Source organism: Afifella sp. IM 167, from assembly GCF_020144925.1.
GTDB lineage: Bacteria > Pseudomonadota > Alphaproteobacteria > Rhizobiales > Afifellaceae > Afifella.
Map to the genome: position 1 here is coordinate 219829 of NZ_NSLC01000004.1, position 20743 is coordinate 240571.

Below are 20743 nucleotides of genomic sequence, written 5' to 3' on the forward strand. Positions count from 1 at the left end.
GCGGCTCCAGCGGGCTCACTCGATGATCAAGAGGGGTTCGCCATACTCAACCGGCTGGCCGTCCTCCACCAGGACGGAGGTCACCTTGCCAGAGCGCGGCGCCGCCACCTCGTTCATGTGTTTCATGGCTTCCACGATCAGCACCGTCTGGCCCTCGCGTACGGTGTCGCCGACTTCCACGAAGGGTCGGGCGCCCGGCGAGGAAGCGCGATATGCCGTGCCGACCATCGGCGAGGGAACGCAGCCGGGATGGCGCGCGGGGTCACCATAATCATCCGATTCGTCGCGCCCTGCCGGGGCCTTTCCGGCGCGCGGCGCCTCCTCGGGAACGGCGACCGAGAGGCTGCGGGCCGGGGCCGAGAGGTGACGCGCCACGCGGATGCGCAGATCCTCGTTCTCGATCTCGATCTCGGAGAGCTCCGTCTCCTTCAAAAGCTCGGCGAGCTCGCGCACCAGCTCCTTGTCGATCGCATGTTTCTTGTCGCCCATGCCTCTACTCTCAAGCCTCCCCGGCTTCGTTTATGTGGATCAGCGCCTCGGCGGCGAGCCAATAGGAATACGCACCGAAGCCGCAGATGACGCCGCGCGCCGCCGGTGCGATATAGGAATGATGCCTGAACGCTTCACGCGCGAAGACGTTCGAAAGGTGCAGTTCGACGACCGGCACGGAAACGGACCGCACCGCATCGCCGATCGCCACCGAAGTGTGCGTGAAGGCGCCGGCATTGATGGCAATGCCCTTACCCCCGTCGGCCGCATGGATGAACTCCACCAGCTCGCCCTCGTGGTTCGTCTGGCGGAAGACAAGGCCCCAGCCTCGCTCCTCAAGCCGGGCCGCCAGCATCGCCTCGATGTCGGCAAGCGTCTCCTCGCCGTAGATCGACGGTTCGCGCATGCCGAGGCGGTTGAGGTTCGGACCATTGAGGATGTGGAGGAGAGGCGCCATCTTGCCATTGCGGAGGTGGGCAGTGCGGCGTGTTTTAGACGTTTTCATGGCCTGGTCAAAGGGCAGCACCTCTCAATGCCGTAACCATTTCGCCGCGCCGTACGTAAGAAGAAGATCATGTCCCGCCAAAGTCACCCCGCCCCCGCCCTCAAAGCCAAGCTCGCCACCTTCTTCTCGCCTTCCGCCCTCTGGCAGTCCTCGGCGCTGCGCCTTGCCGATATCGTCACGCCGCATTCGGGCTACCGGCGGACGAAAGACATCGCCTACGGCCCCCATCCCCGCCAGCAGCTCGATTTCTACGCCGCCAGCCAAAGACGAGCCGGCTCGCCGCTGATCGTCTTCTTCTACGGAGGGGGCTGGGACAGCGGCGAGAAAGGCGCCTACCGCTTTGCCGCCCAGGCGTTCGCGGCCGAAGGCTACGACGTCGCGATCCCGGACTATCGGCTCTATCCGCAGGTGCGCTTTCCCGCCTTCGTGGAAGACGCAGCCGAGGCCGTTGCCCTCCTCGCAGAGCGCAAGGATCTCGGCGCAGGCCGCGACATCGTGCTGATGGGCCATTCTGCCGGAGCGCAGATCGCCATGCTCCTGGCGCTCGACCAACGCTATCTGGGATCGGCAGGGCTTGCGAAAGAAGAGCGGGTCGCAGCGGCGATCGGCCTTGCCGGACCCTACGACTTCCTGCCTTTGAAACAGGAACGATACCGGCGTGTCTTTCCCGAGGAGAGCAGAGGGCAAAGCCAACCCATCCGGTTTGCGAAAGCCGGCTCGCCTCCCGTCTTCCTCGCCGTTGGAACCGGCGACCGGACCGTCGATCCCGGCAACTCCAGCCGGCTTGCGGCCCGGATCCGGAGCGAGGGAGGCCAGGTCAGACTCATAACCTATCCCGGCAAAGGCCATGCTGCCCTCGTCGGCTCTCTGCTTGTCCCGCTTCGCCAGGGCACACCCGTTCTTGCCGACATCCTTGCCTTCCTCGAAGAAATCGCCGCCCGCTCCTTCCCGAACCAACCGATGTCGCCACAAGCCGCGCAAGCGCCGGCGACCCGCTAATCCGGCAAGGGCGCGCGTCAGGGTCGCGGAAAGGCATACCCAGAAGGCTTCATCTTTCGCTCGCCTGGCGGGGGCAAACGATGGTTTCGAAGCGCCCCGTGGGCGTCCCACGACCAGGCCAAGAGCGCCAAACATTTGAGATGTTGGACCTTTTTACGGTCCGCTGGACCACCCTCGCGCTCAGCCGACCACTCGGAGGAACTTTGCCGGCTACGTCGGGATTAGCGTTCGCAGTCTGTTTTTGCGCCGGCAGCAACGTTACCGGTAGACAGGTCGAGCCAACCGAGGGTCCGCGGTCGCAACATCAGGCCCGATCGCAGGCCCCATAAAACAGAATGAATCGCGCTCATGCCGCACGAGCGTGTAGGGTGCGATTCGAGAGGGACGGAATTGTTTCACGGCTACTTGAACCGCGCGGCGAGCGCGACGGCCACGGAGCACGTCGATGCAATCGCCAAGGCGAGCTCGCTGATCATCTGGCGTGCGGCAGCGGACGGCACGCCGCTGCACACCCGCGCGGTCCCCCTGGAGACGCCGGGAAGCGAAAACGAGCCCGCCTCTGAATCCTGGATCAACGGCCTGCATCCGCAGGATCGCGAGGACGTTCGCCGGATCTGGCGGCGTGCCCTGCGTTCGGCATCCCCCTTCGAGGCGAGCTACCGCCTTATTCAGGACGACGGCAGCTACCGTTGGTCGAAAGGCCATGGAACTCCCCTGTGGAATGCAGACGGCTCCGTGCGCGAATGGATCGGCACGATCACCGACATCCATGACTGGGTCAAAGCGGAGCACGCGGCAACGCTCAGCGAAGACAGGCTGCGGCTGGCGCTCGAAAGCACCGGGCTTGGCATCTGGGATTGCGACGTGCAGGCGAGATGCGTGTGGCTCTCGGAGACGGCGGCAAGCATCATCGGGGCCCCCTCCGCGCGGTACATCACTTCCGAGCAGGGGTGGAGCTTTATCTATCCAGACGACGTCCCCGTCCTGCGGAACCTGAGCGAGAAGGCGCTCAAGAACCCCAAGAGGCGCGGCGATGCGCGGTTTCGTATCGTGCGCGCCGATACGGGCGCTCTCGTCTGGGTCGTCTGCTCCGCCCAGTTCGAGTTCGACCAGCAGGGAAACCCGGTGCGCCTCCTTGGCACGCTCGGCGACATCACCGAGGAGCGACGCCGCAAAGAAACCCTCTTTCGCCTCGCCCATTACGACCATCTGACCGGCCTGCCCAACCGACGGCGGCTGGCGCAGCGCAGCGAGGAGATTTTCAGCGCCGGGCGCGGCGCGGCCTTCTTCGCCATCGACATCGACGGATTCCGCGAGGCGAACGACCGGCTCGGCCACGAGCACGGCGACGAGCTTTTACGCATGGCGGCAAGGCGATTGCACCAGGTATTGCCGGCCGACGCGATCATCGGCCGGGTCGGCGGCGACGAATTTGCCGTCCTGGCCCCCGGTCTCACCAGCGTGGAGGCCGCGGGCAGACTCGCCGAGCGACTGCATGGCGCCTTTGCGGAGCCGCTCAGCATTGCCGAGCGCAGCATTCATGTCAGCGCCTCGATGGGCATCGCCATTACCGGCGAGCCCCCGCGCTGCACGAACGGGCTGATGGTGGAGGCTGATCTCGCCCTCAACGCCGCCAAGACGCGCGCGCCGGCCGCGACGTATTTCTATGCCGACGAGCTGCGCAAGGAGCTCAACGAGCGCCAGCAGCTGATCGACGACCTGCAGGTGGCGATCGCGGAGAATCAGTTCGAGCTCTATTATCAGCCCCAGGTGCGGCTCTCGGACGAAGCCATCGTTGGGGCGGAAGCGCTGTTGCGCTGGCGCCACCCGGTGCGCGGGCTGATGATGCCACGCGATTTCCTGGACGTGCTTGCGAACAGCAAATGGGCCCGGACGGTGGGAGACTGGGTGATCGACACGGCGATCGCCGACGCTGCCAGGCTCGTCGAGCTTGGACATCCCACGCGCATCGCCGTCAATCTCTTCTCCGCCCAGTTCCAGAGCGGCAAGCTGGAGGACATTGTGCGCGCCCGGCTGGCGAAACACGGGCTGGCCCCTGAACTCCTGGAAATCGAGATCACCGAGAATGTGATCCTTTCCAACGACGACCGCACGGTGGACAGCCTCGCCGCCATCCGCGCGATTGGCTGCTCGCTCGCCTTCGACGATTACGGCACCGGGTATGCCTCCCTCTCCATGCTGAAGCGATTCCCGATGACGCGGCTGAAGATCGACCGCAGCTTCGTCAACCGGATCTGCGACGACGAGGCCGACGGGGCAATCGTCGACGCCATCCTCTCGCTCGGCCGTACTTTCAGGCTCTCCGTCACAGCGGAGGGCGTGGAAACGCCCGAGCAACTGGAATGGCTCAAGGACCGCGGCTGCGAGGAAGCCCAAGGCTTCCATTTCGGCGGGCCGGTGCCGCTTGTGGATTTCGAGTATCGCATACGGCAGCGAGCAGGCATGCGCTGAGCAGCTGACGCAGGGTTCGCGGGCAGTCCAGCGCCGTGGGCCAGATGGCCCGTGCTTCGACCGCGCTTTGACCGACGCCCGCAAGGCCCTCGCAGCAATAGCCTTTTCGATCCGAAATTGGCACTCCCTCCACAATATCTCGATTTTATGACGCGCGGACATACAAGGGATTGACGCCACACAGGCGAAGCACATAGCTTTGCGGATTGTCGGCGCGGGAAACGCGCCTGCAGTTCCAAGTCAGCGTAAAATCACGGTTCTTCGGCGCGACGAAGCCCTTCGCCGCGAGCCGTCTTCGTGTGCCCTGAACTGGGTGGAAGCTGTCACGAAAACGCAATATGTGGTGGATTTAAGGGTTCGTTTACACTACATATGGAGGATGGCGAGGTCGCTTGGGGGCGATCGGCTTCGCTTTCCAAAATTTGAGGATGAAGGGCCTTGCGGAGGCCCTCAGAGCGCCGGCGGACCGCCCAGCGGGCCGGCAGGGGATGAGGAAGAACGATGCGGATTGCGCGCCACTACACGACGGCCGGGGAATCTCCCTACGCCTCCATCGAATTTCGCACGGCCACGAGCGAGATCCGCAATCCGGACGGCTCGGTCGTGTTCCGGCTGGAAGACTTCGAAGTCCCGGCGCAGTTCAGCCAGGTCGCGGCTGACATCCTCGCCCAGAAGTATTTCCGCAAGGCCGGCATTCCGGCCCGCCTGACGCGATTCGAAGAGCATGACGTGCCCTCCTTCCTGTGGCGCTCCGTCGCCGACCAGGAGGCTCTGGCGGAGCTGCCGGAAGAGGAACGTGTCGGTCCGGAGAGCGATGCGCGCCAGGTCTTCGACCGGCTCGCCGGCGCCTGGTCGTACTGGGGCTGGAAGGGCGGCTATTTCGACAGCGAAGAGGATGCCTCGGCCTTCTTCGACGAGCTGCGCTACATGCTGGCGACGCAGAAGGCGGCGCCGAACTCTCCGCAGTGGTTCAACACCGGCCTGCACTGGGCTTACGGCATCGACGGGCCGAGCCAGGGCCACTATTACGTCGACTTCAAGAGCGGCAAGCTGACGAAGTCGAAGACGGCCTACGAGCACCCCCAGCCGCATGCCTGCTTCATCCAGTCCGTCAGCGACGACCTCGTCAACGAAGGCGGCATCATGGATCTGTGGGTCCGCGAGGCGCGCCTGTTCAAGTACGGCTCCGGCACCGGCTCCAACTTCTCGCATCTGCGCGGCGAGGGCGAGCGGCTCTCGGGCGGCGGCAAGTCCTCCGGTCTGATGAGCTTCCTGAAGATCGGCGACCGGGCGGCCGGCGCCATCAAGTCGGGCGGTACGACGCGTCGCGCGGCGAAGATGGTGATCGTCGACATCGACCATCCCGATATCGAGCAGTACATCGACTGGAAGGTGCGCGAGGAGCAGAAGGTGGCCGCGCTGGTCACCGGCTCGAAGATTGTCTCGCAGCACCTGAAGGCCGTGATGCGCGCCTGCGTGAACTGCGAAGGGCCGGACGGCGACTGCTTCGAGCCCGCCAAGAACCCGGCGCTGAAGCGCGAAGTGCGCGCCGCCAAGAGGGCGCAGGTGCCGGAGGCCTATATCCGCCGGGTGATCCAGTTCGCCCGCCAGGGCTATACGGACATGGAGTTCCCGATCTTCGATACCGACTGGGATTCGGAGGCCTATCTCACCGTCTCGGGCCAGAACTCCAACAATTCGGTCTCGGTCAAGGACGACTTCCTGCGCGCCGTGGAGGCGGACGGGACCTGGGACCTCATCAACCGCATCGACGGCAAGGTCGCCAAGCGCGTCTCCGCCCGCGAACTGTGGGATCGCATCGGCTACGCCGCCTGGGCCTCGGCCGATCCCGGCCTGCACTTCAATTCCACGATGAACGACTGGCACACCTGCCCGGCTTCGGGGCCGATCCGCGCCTCCAATCCGTGCTCGGAGTACATGTTCCTCGACGACACGGCCTGCAATCTCGCCTCGCTGAACCTGCTGCAGTTCCTCGGCACCGCGGGTGAGGACGGCAAGCGCCATTTCGACGTCACCGCCTACGAGCATGCCGTGCGGCTGTGGACGGTGGTGCTGGAAGTCTCCGTGCTGATGGCGCAGTTCCCGTCCAAGGAGATCGCCCAGCTTTCCTACAAGTACCGCACCCTCGGCCTCGGCTACGCCAATATCGGCGGCCTGCTGATGAGCTCCGGCATCCCCTATGACAGCGAGGAAGGCCGGGCGATCTGCGGCGCGCTGACGGCGATCATGACCGGCACGTCCTACGCGACCTCGGCGGAGATGGCGAAGGAGCTCGGCCCCTTCCCCGGCTTCGGCCCGAACCGCGAGCACATGCTGAAGGTGATCCGCAACCATCGTCGCGCGGCGCACGGCCTTGGCGGCCGCGAAGCGGGCTATGAGGGCCTCAACGTCCATCCGGTGCCGCTCGACCACGCGGTCTGCGCCGGCGCCGGCATCGGTGGAGCGCGCCTTTCAGAGCGCGCCAAGGCCGCCTGGGACGCCGCCCTCAGCCTCGGCGAGGCGCATGGCTACCGCAACGCGCAGGCGACCGTGATCGCGCCGACCGGCACGATCGGCCTGGTCATGGATTGCGACACGACGGGCATCGAGCCGGACTTCGCGCTGGTGAAGTTCAAGAAGCTCGCCGGCGGCGGCTACTTCAAGATCATCAACCGCGCCGTGCCGGAGGCGCTCAGGATGCTGGGCTACACGCCCGAGCAGATCTCCGACATCGCCGATTACGCGGTCGGCCACGGCTCGCTCGACGAGGCGCCCGGCATCAGCATCGCCGCGCTGAAGGAAAAGGGCCTGTCGGACGCGGCGATCGAGAAGGTGAAGGGCTCGCTCGCCTCCGCCTTCGACATCAAGTTCGTCTTCAACCGCTGGACGCTCGGCGACGGCGAGTTGACGGCGCTCGGCATCGACCTTGCCGAGGCTTCCGATCCTTCCTTCGATCTTCTCGCCCGCCTCGGCTTCTCGAAGGCGGATATCGAGGCGGCGAACACCTGGTGCTGCGGGGCGATGACGCTGGAAGGCGCGCCGCATCTCAAGGACGAGCATCTTGCCGTGTTCGACTGCGCCAATCCCTGCGGGCGGATCGGCAAGCGCTATCTTTCGGTGGAAAGCCATATCCGCATGATGGCGGCGGCCCAGCCCTTCATCTCCGGCGCGATCTCCAAGACGATCAACATGCCGAACGATGCGGGCGTGGAGGATTGCAAGAACGCCTACATGCTGTCCTGGAAACTGGCGCTGAAGGCCAACGCGCTCTACCGCGACGGCTCCAAGCTCTCGCAGCCGCTCAACGCGCAGCTCCTCGCCGACGACGAGGAAGAGGCCGACGAGATCGTGGAAGAGCTCGTGGCGGCGAACACGCCGCAGAAGGCGGCGCTCGCGGCCGAGAAGATCGTGGAGCGGATCGTGGAAGTCGCCGTGCGCGATCGCGAAAAGCTGCCGAACCGGCGCAAGGGCTACACCCAGAAGGCGATCGTCGGCGGGCACAAGGTCTATCTCAGGACCGGCGAGTTCGACGACGGGCGGATCGGCGAGATCTTCATCGACATGCACAAGGAAGGCGCCGCCTTCCGCGCCATGATGAACAACTTCGCCATCGCCATCTCGCTCGGCCTGCAATACGGCGTGCCGCTGGAGGAATATGTCGACGCCTTCACCTTCACCCGCTTCGAACCGGCGGGCATGGTGACCGGCAACGAGGCGATCAAGAACGCCACCTCCATCCTCGACTATGTCTTCCGCGAGCTCGCCATCTCCTATCTCGGACGGCACGACCTTGCGCATGTGTCGCCGGAGAATATGGGCGCGACGACGCTCGGCGGCGGGGTTGCGGCCGACAAGCCGGCCCCGCAGGCGCCCGTCTCGCACGGGCTGGTGCGCGGCCAGACGAGCCGCTTCCGCCTGGTGCCCGGCAGCGAGCCGAAGGGTTCGGCCGAGACGGCTCCGGCGAAGATCTCCGGGGCGAAGGTGACGGCGGTGAACACCAACCAGCCCACCGCCGCGCGCGGTACGGCCGCGGCCGCCTTCAAACGCGAACTCGCGCCGGAGACCGCAGGCGCCGAGCCCGCCGGCTATGCCGCCAACGCCCCGGAAGAGGCGACGGCGGAAGAAGCGCCGAAGGCCGACGACCGGAAGACGCCCGACAAGGTGACCCAGGCCGCGATGGCCCGCATGCAGGGCTATGAGGGCGAATCCTGCACCGAATGCGGCAACTTCACCATGGTGCGGAACGGCACCTGCCTGAAATGCGACACGTGTGGGTCGACGAGCGGGTGCAGTTGAAAAAAAATTGAAACCTCCGCGCCCACTGAATTACAGCAGAAATTAGCAGAGACCGCATGTGTGGGGCGGCAGACTGACGCCCCACCATTTTTAAGGAGCTAATTTTATTCCGGCAGGAGGGGGAAGTGTTCGCATTTGTTGATGAGACTGGCAATACTGGCTCAAATATATTTGATGAAGCGCAGCCGGATTTTTTTACCGGCGCGCTTATTACCAAATGTAACTTTGATATGCTTTATACGAACGCCGTGCGCGCCATTTACAACAAGCACGGCATCGATTCTCTCCACGCTTCGGTCATCGGTTTCGGACCGATCGAGAAAATTGCCCCCGATCTGCTCAATCTTTTGAAAAAAGTCGACGCGAGGTTTTTTGTTTCGCGTGTCGAAAAACGATATCTTGTTGCGACTAAATTCTACGATATTTTTTTCGATTCGGGCGAGAATCCGGCCGCGGTCTGGAGCGCCTATAATTTACGAATTCTGAGACTGACTCTGTGCTTCAAGGTCGCAACGATCCTTACAGACGAGGTCGCACGCGAATTCTGGTCGATGCTGATGGCTCGGAACGAAAAACAGGCGCGGGCAAATATTCCTGCCATTTGTAACGCCGTATTAAAGAATGTGCACTTTCTTGCGGACCAGAGGTCGAGGCATATCGTGACCGAGACTTTGCTGTGGTCTCGCGACCATCCTGAAGCTCTCGATATCTTCATCGCGGGGCGTCAAGCCAAGAATGGGCATATGCCCAACATGGTCGCATTTGTGAACCTTCTCGATGGTTTGGAGGGCTTTTCCAAGCGGTGGCATCGCTCGCTGAGGAAGATCGTTCACGACCGGCAGTCGCAATTCGAGGGCTCGCTCGAGGAGTGGCACCGCCTGTTCTCCAACGCGTCGGGAGAGACCATCCGACGGCCGGGCGAGACAATGGTACTGCGTATGGTGCCAGGATCGACCTTTGAAATCTCCAGCTCAGACAATAGCGTAGGAATTCAAGTCGCAGATCTCGTGCTGTGGTTGTTTCGACAATTTCTTGCGGGGAGGAAATTACCTGAGCGCTCGGCGGCAATCCTTAACTACGTCTTCAAAAAGGGATATCATCAAGACTTATCGTTTCAAGGTGTCGGGAACCAGGTCGAGCAAAAGCTTCGTGAGATTATGGAGAAAGACATCCCGCCAGAGGCGATGGAAGCAGCTCGGCGTTTTGGCGAAGAGCAGGAGCAATTGCGTCAACACCTCATTGCCAGCTACGAAGAAGATGGTCTGATGCCGTATCAGCGAGGGCCGTTGAAATCGGTATCCAACGACGCCGCGTAGCACGTTCCTCAAATCCGCTTCGCTGTCCGAGACGCAGGGCTTCAACGCCCAATTTCGCCTGCACGATATCTCTGTTCCGTACGCGCCGAAATGAGCAAGGCGAGAGCGCGATGTCGTTCAGGGCGATCTGGCAGGCGTTCAGAGAACTCAGTGCGCGTGGACATGAAGGTGCCGGTGCTCTTTCGCCGTAGCGCATTCCGCTTCTGCTTCCACTCCAACGAAGCCTTGCCTCTCGATCCGCTTCATTCCCGCGTTTGTGCAAGCGGCAAGAAAGCAAGGATCTGGCTGGGATGGGAAGGGGCCAATTGTCCGGCAACCATGCCTCCACCCTGCGAGAATTCCGTGCAATCCTGAAGATTGCGATTTCGCACAGCCGCGAGATACTCGAAGTTCGGCATGACCATTGGGGCGGCTGGGGTCCGGTTCGATAATGCCTCGATGTCGGTGTCGCTTTCCGAGGAGGCGGACTATCCGCGTGCCGCTTGCCTGGTTTCCGCGAAGATATTTCGGTGGCCGGGCTTCTCGTCGGCCGTGGGGACGAGTCGCAGCCGCGCGACAAGGCGGCACTCCGGACGAGATCTCCCCCTCCCAGTGGCTCCGCTGACCAGCCTCTGCCGCCAGAGGAGACGGTGATGCCGCGCAGCTTGCTGGCGCCTCGCTTTAGGGCCGACCAACCCTAGGAGAGATCTGCTCCCCCTCTGTCCGAACTCGCCCTCTGCCCGAAAAATGCAGCCTCGCGGAGGTCAGTCCGCGGGCGTGTCCATTGGCGCGCCAATCGCGGCAAGGCTTGCAAAGGCTCTTGCGGCGACCTCGCCCGGCGGCTGCGTGCGGTAATGGGCGTTGAATATCTCCACGGTCGTCACGCCGCGATAGCCCGCCGCCGCGACAGCCCCCAGGAAGGCGACGGCGTCCTCCACCCCCTCGCCCGGAAAGAGGCGGTAGTTGCGGCTCACCTCGATCGCCGGCAGGCGCGTCGCCGGCATGTCGGCGACCTCCACATGCAGGATGCGCGCGGCCGGGATCTCGGCAATGGCGGCGAGCGGCGTTTTGCGCGCGAAGACGTGGAAGCTGTCGACCATGAGGCCGACCGCCGGATGGTCGGCAAGCTCGATCAGCTCGGCCGCGTCGCGGTAATCGGCGATTGCCGTTCCCCAGGCGACGGCCTCGTAGACGATCTTCTTGCCGCGCTCGCCGGCAAGGTCGCCGAGGCGGCGGAGGTCGCCCGCAAGGCGGGCGCGATCGCCGCTCGCGGCGGGATCGGAATTGGAGGGAAGCGCCAGAAGCTCCGCGCCGACAAGGTCCATCTGGTCCATGAGCTGGCGGGCGATTTCGAGCCGGCCCGCGCGCACCGGCTCCGGCATGCCCTCGTAGTTGCGCAGCGCCTGGTAGACGGAGACCGAAAGCCCGCTTTCCTGAAGCGCCCGAAGGGTGAATTCCGGCCCCTCGGCATGCTCGAAGAGGTCTCGTGGCCACAGCTCGGTGAAGGCAAAGCCCGCCCCGGCGATCGCCTTCAGCTTCTGATCGATCGTGCCGCCGAAGGTGACGGTGGTGCAGCCGGCGCGCATTTTCTCTTCCTTTTCCTCTTCAGCCCCATCTTTCCGGGCCCGCGCTCCCAGGCCCGCCATCAGGGAAGCAGGCGTCGCTCGCGGTAGGCGCGCAGATAGGACAGGAGCATCTCCTCGCTGTCGACCATTGCCGTGAAACCGAAGCGATGGGCCTTGGTGACGGCGGCGACCTGGTGCCAGGCGACGGCGAAGGACGCATCGGCGAAATCCCAGTCCCCCATCGCCGCCAGGGGTGAGGCGACAAGGCCGTTCTCGGCGACGATCCGCTGCCAGAGCGGCGCCTTGTCCGCCATGAACGCGGCGAGCTTCACCCCTCGCGCACCGGCGGCCTTCATGCCGAACGCGGCCGCCACCGCCGGCCAGACATCGCGCCAGCGGAAGCAGTCGCCATTGAGGATGTTGAAGTCCTCGCCGGCGCAGCGCGGCTCCGTCGCGGCCCATTCCATCGCCTCGGTCAGAAGATCGACATCGGTGACGTTGAGAACAGCATCGAAGCTCGCCTCGGGTCCCGGAAACCAGAGCGGTTCGCCAAGCGCCTTCAGGATCGCTGCGAAGGTGCCGATGACGGAAACGATGTTGCTGGGGCTCTCGGTAGCGACGCCGCAGACGAGATGCGGGCGGATCGTCGACCATGTCCAGCCGTTCCGCTCGGCAAGGCCGATGAGCAGTTCGCGCTGCGGCGCATAAAAGCTCGCCTGCCGCGCCGGCGGATCGCTCTCGCGGCCGGGGATCTTCGCCGAGGCGAGGTTGAAGCCGTACCATTTGAGGCCGTGCATCAGCTGAATGTGCTTGGGCGCGCCCCGGGCGACCTCGAGGACGGCCAGAAGGTTCGCCAGCATGGCGACATTGGCGTCGTGATCGATCCGGTACCCCTCGCCGAGCGCACGCGAGCCGAAGAAGACATGGGTGACGGGGGCGAGCTTCGGCGCGAGCCGGACGAGCCTTTCGGCATCGAGAAGATCGGCGGAAAGATGCGGGCACGCGCCGTCGTCGGGGCCGGCGGCCCGGCGCGACAGGGTCGTCACGCGCCAGCCGGGCGATGCGGACAGGCGGTCGATCAGATGCGGGCCGAGAAGGCCGGAAGCGCCGACGACGAGCGCATGGCGCGAGGCGGGTTCTTCCGCGCGCGTCGCCGTCTCAGGCAAGATGGGGATCCGGATCGTAGTTCGGCGGCGCCCCCTTCAGCGGCGAGAGGTTCCAGCCGCCGGCGGTGCGGCGCACGGCATTGGCCTCCATGCGCACATCGATGACGGCAGGCCGGCGGGCAGCGAGCGCGGCCGAGATCGCCTCCGAAAGATCGGCGGGGCGGGTCACGCGATAGCCTTCGGCGCCCATCGACTTGCCGAGCATGGCGAAATCGCTGGAGACCGGCGCGCCGCTCCGCTGCGAGCGGAACATCGTCGCGCAGGTGCGTTCGGCGCCGAAATAGCCTTTCTGGATGTCGCGGATGGAGACATAGCCGCCATTGTTCCAGACGACCCAGACGATGGGCAGATCGTATTCGACGGCCGTCGCCACGGCGCTCGCATGCATGAGAAAGCCGCCATCGCCGACGACGGCGACGACCGGCTTGTCGGGCGCGGCGATCTGCGCGCCGAGCGCGCCGCAGACGCCGAAGCCCATCGTGGCAAAGCCGCCCGACTGGAAGAGCCGGCGCCCCTTCGTCACCTCGAACTGCTGCACCATCCAGCTGTGGTGGCTGCCGATGTCGGAAAGGACGAGCGCGCCATCGGGCACGGCGCGGTTGATCTCGGCCATCGCCCGGTCGGGATGGATCGGCTCGTCGTCGCAACCCGCCGTTTCGGCGATGGCGGCACGCCAGTCGCCGCGCCAGCCCTGCGCCCGCTTCAGCCAGGCCTCGGCCTTTTGGAGCGGGCCGATCCCCTTTTCCCCGGCCGCTTTCAGCAACTGGGCGAGCGCGGCGCCGACATCGGCGGCCATGGCGATATCCGGCCGGTAGTTGCGCCCGATCCGGTCCGGATCGATCTCCACATGGATGAGCTTCTGGGCGGAAAAATCATGGGTGATTCCCGGCTCCCAGGCGCTGGTCGAGCGGTCGCCGAAACGGGTACCGAGGGCAAGCAGCACGTCACAGCCCCGCGCCGCCCGGTTGCCGGCATAGACGCCGTCGCGACCCGTGGGACCCAGCATCAGGGGATGGTTCTCGTCGAAGGCGCCCTTGCCCTGCGGCGTGGTCGCGACGGGAATGTTCAGCTTTTCGGCGAGCGCGCGCACCGCCTCCCCCGCCCCGGCGACCTGGCAGCCATAGCCGGCGAGAATGAGCGGCCGCTCGGCCGAAGCGAGGAGCTCCAGCGCCCGCTCGACGGCCTCGGAATCGGCCTGCGGGCGGAACGTGGCGGCAGGCGCGGCGCCGTCGGCGCGCTCCACATCCACCGTTTCGGTGAAAACGTTGAAGGGCACGTCCAGATGCACCGGACCCGGCCGCCCCGCCACCATGACGTCCTGCGCCTGATCCATGATCGCGGGCAGCATGTCGGCGCGCGGTGCCTGGAAGCTGCGCTTCACATAGGGCCGCATGGCGGTGACGAAATCGGCCTGGAAATGCTGGCCGAGTTCCTGGAAGGGCATCCTGTTGAACTGGTCGGTCGGCACGTTGCCGGTGATCGCCAGCATGGCGGAGGAATCATGCAGGGCCGTGGCGACCGCCATCTGGATGTTGACCGAGCCCGGGCCGCAGGACGTGAAGGTGGCGACCGGCTGGCCGGTGACGCGGTAATAGGCGTCGGCCATGAAGCCGGCCACCTGCTCGTTGTGCACCGAGACCATTTCGATCCGGTTCGCCCGGTCGAAGGCGGCGTCCATCAGCCCGACGATGCCGTGACCGCACAGGCCGAAGAGGTAGGGCACGCCCCGCTCGATGAGCGCCTCGACGATGATCTCTGCGCCGTTTTCCTGATTCATGCTCTCAACGTGCCGCCAGTGCCGGGAAGGGTCGCGCGCCATGCGCGCCGGAAGGAAAGAAGCGGGCCCGGCTACGCCGGAGCCCGCCCCAAGGTCTGTCGTGATCAGTTCTTCTGGATACCCGCCTTGGCGATCACGTCCGCCCAGCGGTTGGTCTCGGACTGCACGAATTCCTTGAATTCGGCGCCCGCCTTGTCGCCTGCCGTCGCACCGAGGCCCTGCAGCTTTTCCTGCACGTCGGGCTTGGCCAGCACCTTCTCGCTCGCATCCACCAGCGTCTTCAGCTTTTCCTCGTCGATGCCGGCCGGCGCGAAGAGGCCCTGCCAGGAACCGGAGGTGAAGCCCGGCACGACCGTGGCGATCGTCGGCATGTCCGGGGCCTGCGGCACCGGCTTGGCGCTGGTGACGGCAAGGCCGCGCACCGTGCCCGCCTTCATCTGCGCCAGAGCCGTCGGCATGTTGTCGAAGCTCATGTCGATGTTGCCGGCAATGACGTCGAGGATCATCGAGCCCGAGCCCTTGTAGGGCACGTGCAGGATGTCGGTCCCGGTCGCCGCCTTGAAGCTCTCGGCCGTCAGATGCTGCGAGGTGCCGGCACCGTTCGAGCCGTAGGTGTACTTGCCCGGATTGTCCTTCAGAAGCTGGACGAGCTCCTCAAGCGTCTTGGCCGGCACGTCCGGATTGACGATCAGCATGTTCGGGCTCTGTGCCGCGAGAGCGACGGGCTCGAAATCCTTGATCGGGTCGTAGGGCAGCTCGCCGAAGAGGCTCGCATTGGTCGCATGGGTGCTGATCGTGCCCATGAGGAGCGTGTAGCCGTCCGGCTTGGCACGGGCGACGTATTCGGCGCCGATGATGCCGGAAGTGCCCGGCTTGTTTTCCACGATCACCGGCTGGCCGAGCTCCTGGCTGAGCCCGTCGGCGACGATCCGCGCCACGGTGTCGGTCGTGCCGCCGGCCGAATAGGGCACGACGATGGTGATCGCCTGGGTGGGGTAGTCCTCCGCCGCGGCAGCGCCGCCGAGGAGCGAGAGGCCCGCCATTGCCGCGAGGGCAAGTCTGGCTATGCGCATGATGTTTCCTCCGAGTTCTTTTTCGTCGTTGCGGGCCGCAAGCGGCTTTCCGCCCTCCGCCCGTCTTCACGCGGGCGCAAGCTGGCAATATTGCCTGGAACTAGAGGAAATCCGTGGCTTTACGGCAAACGAGATTTTCGCCCGCGAGGCTTGAGCATTTGTCATGCCTCGGCCGGATCGTCTCAATCCTCCGGCAGGTGGTAGAGATGGCCGGTGTCGAGCGGGGCGATGGAATTAGGGTCGATCCCCTCTTCGGCGAGAACCCGGCGGGCAATCCGGAAGACGTCGGTGCCGGTCGGGATGCCGCAATACATGCCGATGTGGATGAGAAGCTCGCGAAGCTGCTCCAGCGGCACCTTGGTGCGCACGATGGCATTGCGGAAATGCACCTCGAATTCGTGCATGTGACCGGCGCCGCCCAGCATCGCGAGGTTGATCAGGCTGAAGGTGCGCTTGTCGATGATCCCGCGCGACCAGGTGCCGGCCCAGTTGATGTTTGTCACGTACATCTGCCAGGCGCGGTCGAACTCGCTCATCTCGGAGAAGTTCTTCTCGACCCATTCGTCGCCCGCGACGGCGCGGCGGGTGGCCGTGCCCTCCTCGTTGAAGTCAGCCATCACTCCTCCCTTTCTTTTTTACACGTTGAAGATCGCAAGCCGCTCTTCGCTCATCTCGCGGATGGCATAGCGCGGTCCCTCGCGGCCGATGCCGCTGTCGCCGACACCGCCATAGGGCATCTCGTCGGCCCGCCATGTGGAGGTGCCGCCGACCACGAGGCCGCCGGTGCGCAGCGTCTTCATCGCCCGGCGCGCCAGCGGCAGCGACTGGGTGAAGAGGCCGGTCTGCAATCCGTAGCGGCTTCGGTTCACCCAGGCGAACGGCTCCTCGATATCGCGGTAGGGCACGACGCTGACGGCGGGACCGAATATCTCCTCGCAGACGATCGGCGCCTCGGGCGCCGGGGCGAACAGGACGCTCGGCGCAAGCTGCGCCCCCGCCCGTCCGCCGCGCCGGAGCCCCTCGGCCCCACCGGAGACGGCGCGCGCGACCGCCTCATCGACGCGGATCGCTGCCGCCTCGTCGATGAGGGTGCCGATATCGGTGTCCCCGGCGAGCGGGTCGCCGACCTTCAGCGTGTCGACCACCGCCGCCAGCTTTTCCGCAAAGGGCCGGGCGAGGCTTTCATGCACGGCGATGTTCTGCACGGACACGCAACTCTGGCCGGCAAGGCGCATGGAATTGGCGCCGCAGATCGCGGCCGCGGCGTCGATGTCGGCGTCCTCGGCGAGGATGGTGAAGCCGTTGCCGCCGAGTTCCAGGGCGAGGCGGCGCAGGCCCGCGGCCCGCGAGATCAGCGCGCCGACGCGGCTCGATCCGGTAAAGGAGATGAAATCGGCGCGCGCATCCTCCACCAGAAGCGCGCCCGCCTCTTCGCCGAAGACGGTGTTGATCAGTCCCGGCGGCGCGCCCGCCTCCTGAAAAAGCTCGACCAGCCGGTGGACGGTCAGCGAGGAGGCCGGCGAGGGCTTCAGCACCACCGTGTCGCCGGCCGCGATCGCCGGCCCGAGCTTGTGGCAGGTGAGATTGACCGGCGCGTTGAAGGGCGTGATGGCGGCGACCACACCCAGCGGATAGCGCATGAGGAGGGCGAGCTTGCCCGCCCCGTTCGGCGAGGAATCCATCGGCACATGCTCGCCGGCGATGCGCACCGCCTCCTCGGCGGAGATATCTAGGGTGCTGACGGAGCGGTCGATCTCGCGCCGCGCATCGGCGATCGCCTTTCCCGTCTCGCGCGCCATCGTCTCCGCCAGCATGCCGGAGCGGTCGCGCACGAGATCGGCCGTCCGCCGCAGCAGGGCGGCCCGCTCGGCAGGCGGCGTCTCGGCGGCAGCCTCGCGCGCGGCAGAGGCCGCGGCAAGCGCGGCATCCACCTCCTCGCGCCCGCATCGCGGCACCTCGGCCACGGCGTCGCCGCGATAGGGGTCGCAGCGCAGGGAGAAGCTTCGCGCCTCGCGCCACTCGCCGCCGATGAGGAGCGGGATTCTCTGTGCTGTCATGATCGTTTTCCGGAAATCTGGCGGGACGCTAGGTCGGGAGGCGCGCCCCCGGCAACCGACAAAATCTGCCGGACGCTATGAGCTGAGCTCATCCGGGCCCGAACGGGCGCGCAGCTCGCGCATCCAGGCGCGGAAGGCCTCCACCTTGGAGATGCCCGCCCGGGACGCCGGGACGATGAGGTGATAGCCGATGTCGCGCTCCAGCACGGTCTCGAAGGGCGCGATCAGGCGGCCCTCGGCAAGCTCGGCGGCCAGATACTCGATCTGCCCGATGGCAAAGCCGTAGCCGGAGATGGCGCATTCATAGGCGATGGCGAGCTCTTCCAGATAGAGCGTCTCGGCCTCCTCGGCGCCTTCCACCCCGGCGAGCGCCAGCCAGTCGGCCCAGTCGTGCTGGCGGCGCCGCAGATGCAGAAGGGGAAAGGCGAGAATGTCGGACGGAACGGGCGCGCGGCCCAGACCTTCCAGGAGGCGCGGGCTGCAGACGGGCGTCAGACGGTCGTTGAAGACGGGCTCGGAGACAAGGCCGCGCCAGTGCCCCTTGCCGTAGCGGATGCCGATATCGGCCTCCTCGCGGTCGAAATTCACCGAGCCGCTCGCCGCCACGAACTGCACCTTGATGTTGGGGTGGCGGATCTGAAAATCCGGAAGCCTCGGCAGGAGCCAGCGGTTGAGGAAGGTGGTGTAGCCCTTGATCGTCAGGCTGGTCTCGTTGCGGGCCGCCAGAAGCTCGTCCGTCGCCTGGGAGATCTGCTCGAAGCTGTCGGTGAGAGCGGCGGCGTAGATGCGTCCGCTCTGCGTCAGGGCGAGCCCCCGCGGATGACGCTGGAAAAGCTGGAAACCGAGATGGTCCTCCAGCGCCTTCACCTGCCGGCTGACGGCGCCCTGCGTCACGCAAAGCTCGTCGGCGGCCAGCGTAAAGCTCATGTGGCGCGCCGCCACCTCGAAAGCTCTCAGGGGATTGAGCGGTGGAAAGGGGCTCGCCATCCGGTCCTGGTTTCGGTTTCGCCATCGCTCCGCCGGGAAGGCGGAGGACGGAACAGGGACCTCAGGCTTCGGCTTCACGCTCTTTGCGGCCCCTGATGCGCTCTATCGTGATCCAGGCGATGAGCGCAACGGTGGAGAGAAGAAAGGCGGCGCTGATCGGGCGTTCGACGAAGACCCAGGCCGAGCCGCGCGAGATGAGCAGGGCGCGGCGAAAGTTCTCCTCCATCATCGGCCCGAGAACGAGGCCGAGGAGGAGCGGCGCCGGCTCAAACCGCAGGATCTTCAGCCCGTAGCCGACGAGGCCGAAGATCACGACCATCAGGACGTCGAAGGCCGAATTGCGGATCGAATAGACCCCGACGCAGATGAAGACGAGGATCGAGGGAAAGAGCGCCGAATAGGGGATCGACAGGATGCGCACCCAGATGCCGATCAGGGGCAGGTTGAGGATGACCAGCATGACGTTGCCGATCATGAAGGAGACGATCAGCCCCCAGAAGAGCGAGGGCTGTTCGACGATGAGGCGCGGCCCCGGAATGATGCCGTGGATCATCAGCGCGCCGATCATCACCGCCATGACGGCATCGCCCGGGATGCCGAGCGTCAGCGTCGGGATGAAGGCCGTCTGGGCGGCGGCGTTGTTGGCGCTTTCGGGCGCGGAAACGCCCTCCACCGCCCCGCGGCCGAAGCGCTCCGGCTCTTTGGCGATCTTCACCTCCGTCGCATAGGCGATGAAGGAGGCGATGGTGGAGCCGGTGCCCGGCAACGCGCCGAAGAGAGAGCCGATGGAGGTGCCGCGCAGCATCGGGCCCCAGGAGCGGCGCATGTCCTCGCGCGTCGGCAGCAGCGAGCGCCAGGTGATGTCGCGACTGGCGACGCGCCTTTCCGGCGGGCGCACAAGGCTGGAGATGATCTCGGCAACGCCGAACATGCCGGTCGCGACGATGACGAGATGGATGCCGTCGGCAAGCTCCATGACGCCGTAGGTGAAGCGGAACTCCGCCGTATTGACGTCGATGCCGACGATGCCGAGGAGAAGCCCCACCACCACCATCGCCACGGAGCGCAGCGGCGCGCCGCGGCCGACCAGCGAGGCCGCGATCAGGCCGAGCACCATCAGCGAGAAATATTCCGCCGCCGAGAATTGCAGCGCGAAGGCCGCCAGAAGCGGCGCGAAGCCGGCGACGAGAATGACGCCGACGAAGGAGCCGAAGAAGGAGGCGATCGTGGTGATGAACAGCGCCACGCCTGCCCTGCCCTGCTGGGCCATCGGATAGCCGTCGAGGCAGGTGACGGCCGAGGTCGCCGTGCCCGGCACGTTGAGCAGGATCGAGGCGGTCGAGCCGCCGTACTGGGCGCCGTAATAGATGCCGGCGAGCATGATCAGCGCGTCGGTGGGCTCGTGGCTGAAGGTGACGGGCAGGAGGATGGCGATGGTCGCGAGCGGCCCCACCCCCGGCAGGACGCCGATGAAGGTACCGAGCGTGACGCCGATCAGGCAGTTGAGGAGAGCGGAGAAGGAAAAGGCCGCCTCGATGCCGATGCCGAGATGGGAAAAGATTTCCATCTCAAAATCCCTTCAGCAGCGGCATCGGCATGCCGAGGCCGATGCGGAAGACAAGGGCGGCGAAGGCGGAAAGGCCGATCGCCAGGAGCAGGACCGGCATCGGGCGCGCATCGCGCCAGGCAAAGCCGCCGATGACGACGACGGCCATGGTCGCCGGCACCAGCCCCACCCGGCCGATGAGGAGCGCGAAGGCGGCGACGCCGCCACAGATGCACAGAAGCGGGCGGAGCGCCTGGCGCAGCTCTGCGAGCGTGTCGGCGAGGTCCTCCGGCACCGTCTCGCGCACGAAGAGGATCGCCGCACCGAGCACGGCCAGGATCATGCCGAGCATCAGCGGAAAGAAGCCCGGGCCGATATTCGCCATGCGGCCGAGATCGTGCGCCATCCCCTCGCGGATGGCGACGGCGGCCAGGGCGATCATCAGGCCCCCTGCAATTGCGTTCTGTATTCTCACCCGGACGTTTCCTCCCCGGCCGCTCTGGCGGCGGCCTTGGT

15 protein-coding genes are annotated in these 20743 nt (G+C 65.6%); 4 read left to right on the forward strand and 11 right to left on the reverse strand.

What is annotated here, in order from left to right; all coding sequences use genetic code 11:
* Positions 1–15: 15 nt before the first annotated feature.
* Positions 16–489 carry an acetyl-CoA carboxylase biotin carboxyl carrier protein gene (accB, locus tag CLD20_RS08625; protein ID WP_224406209.1) on the reverse strand — a complete coding sequence of 158 codons (474 nt, stop codon included), beginning with the start codon at positions 487–489 and terminating at the stop codon, positions 16–18.
* 10 nt (positions 490–499) lie between these two features.
* Positions 500–946 carry a type II 3-dehydroquinate dehydratase gene (gene aroQ / locus CLD20_RS08630; protein ID WP_224406210.1) on the reverse strand — a complete coding sequence of 149 codons (447 nt, stop codon included), beginning with the start codon at positions 944–946 and terminating at the stop codon, positions 500–502.
* Positions 947–1063: 117 nt separating this feature from the next.
* Here aroQ and CLD20_RS08635 point away from each other — a divergent pair, with 117 nt between their 5' ends.
* The 4 genes from CLD20_RS08635 (at position 1064) to CLD20_RS08650 (ending at position 10077) form a co-directional block, all read left to right on the forward strand.
* Entirely contained in the window at positions 1064–1993 is a 930-nt protein-coding gene (locus CLD20_RS08635; protein ID WP_224406211.1) for an alpha/beta hydrolase, read from the forward strand.
* Positions 1994–2383: 390 nt separating this feature from the next.
* Positions 2384–4465 carry a bifunctional diguanylate cyclase/phosphodiesterase gene (locus CLD20_RS08640; protein ID WP_224406212.1) on the forward strand — a complete coding sequence of 694 codons (2082 nt, stop codon included), beginning with the start codon at positions 2384–2386 and terminating at the stop codon, positions 4463–4465.
* Between the two features lie 501 nt (positions 4466–4966).
* Entirely contained in the window at positions 4967–8761 is a 3795-nt protein-coding gene (locus CLD20_RS08645; protein WP_224406213.1) for a vitamin B12-dependent ribonucleotide reductase, read from the forward strand.
* A 125-nt stretch (positions 8762–8886) separates the two neighbouring features.
* Complete coding sequence (locus CLD20_RS08650) at positions 8887–10077, forward strand: DUF3800 domain-containing protein (protein WP_224406214.1); 1191 nt, start codon at positions 8887–8889, stop codon at positions 10075–10077.
* Between the two features lie 743 nt (positions 10078–10820).
* Here CLD20_RS08650 and CLD20_RS08655 read toward each other — a convergent pair.
* The 9 genes from CLD20_RS08655 to CLD20_RS08695 form a co-directional block, all read right to left on the reverse strand.
* Complete coding sequence (locus tag CLD20_RS08655) at positions 10821–11642, reverse strand: sugar phosphate isomerase/epimerase (RefSeq protein ID WP_224406215.1); 822 nt, start codon at positions 11640–11642, stop codon at positions 10821–10823.
* A gap of 59 nt (positions 11643–11701) precedes the next feature.
* The gene (locus CLD20_RS08660; protein ID WP_224406216.1) at positions 11702–12787 is read right to left on the reverse strand and encodes an NAD-dependent epimerase/dehydratase family protein; all 1086 of its coding nucleotides are present in this window, start codon (positions 12785–12787) and stop codon (positions 11702–11704) included.
* Positions 12780–14564 carry a thiamine pyrophosphate-binding protein gene (locus CLD20_RS08665; RefSeq protein WP_224406217.1) on the reverse strand — a complete coding sequence of 595 codons (1785 nt, stop codon included), beginning with the start codon at positions 14562–14564 and terminating at the stop codon, positions 12780–12782. Before CLD20_RS08665 ends, CLD20_RS08660 begins: the two co-directional genes overlap by 8 nt.
* A gap of 104 nt (positions 14565–14668) precedes the next feature.
* Positions 14669–15637: a tripartite tricarboxylate transporter substrate binding protein gene (locus CLD20_RS08670; RefSeq protein ID WP_224406218.1), complete on the reverse strand. Its 969-nt coding sequence runs from the start codon at positions 15635–15637 to the stop codon at positions 14669–14671.
* A 182-nt stretch (positions 15638–15819) separates the two neighbouring features.
* On the reverse strand, positions 15820–16254 hold the full coding sequence (locus CLD20_RS08675) for a carboxymuconolactone decarboxylase family protein (RefSeq protein ID WP_224406219.1): 435 nt from the start codon (positions 16252–16254) through the stop codon (positions 15820–15822).
* An 18-nt stretch (positions 16255–16272) separates the two neighbouring features.
* Complete coding sequence (locus tag CLD20_RS08680; RefSeq protein WP_224406220.1) at positions 16273–17694, reverse strand: aldehyde dehydrogenase family protein; 1422 nt, start codon at positions 17692–17694, stop codon at positions 16273–16275.
* A gap of 75 nt (positions 17695–17769) precedes the next feature.
* Positions 17770–18681, reverse strand: a complete 912-nt coding sequence (gene gcvA / locus CLD20_RS08685) for a transcriptional regulator GcvA (RefSeq protein ID WP_224406221.1) — start codon at positions 18679–18681, stop codon at positions 17770–17772.
* 61 nt (positions 18682–18742) lie between these two features.
* Positions 18743–20248 carry a tripartite tricarboxylate transporter permease gene (locus tag CLD20_RS08690; RefSeq protein WP_224406222.1) on the reverse strand — a complete coding sequence of 502 codons (1506 nt, stop codon included), beginning with the start codon at positions 20246–20248 and terminating at the stop codon, positions 18743–18745.
* Between the two features lies 1 nt (position 20249).
* The gene (locus CLD20_RS08695; RefSeq protein ID WP_224406223.1) at positions 20250–20702 is read right to left on the reverse strand and encodes a tripartite tricarboxylate transporter TctB family protein; all 453 of its coding nucleotides are present in this window, start codon (positions 20700–20702) and stop codon (positions 20250–20252) included.
* Positions 20703–20743: the final 41 nt, after the last annotated feature.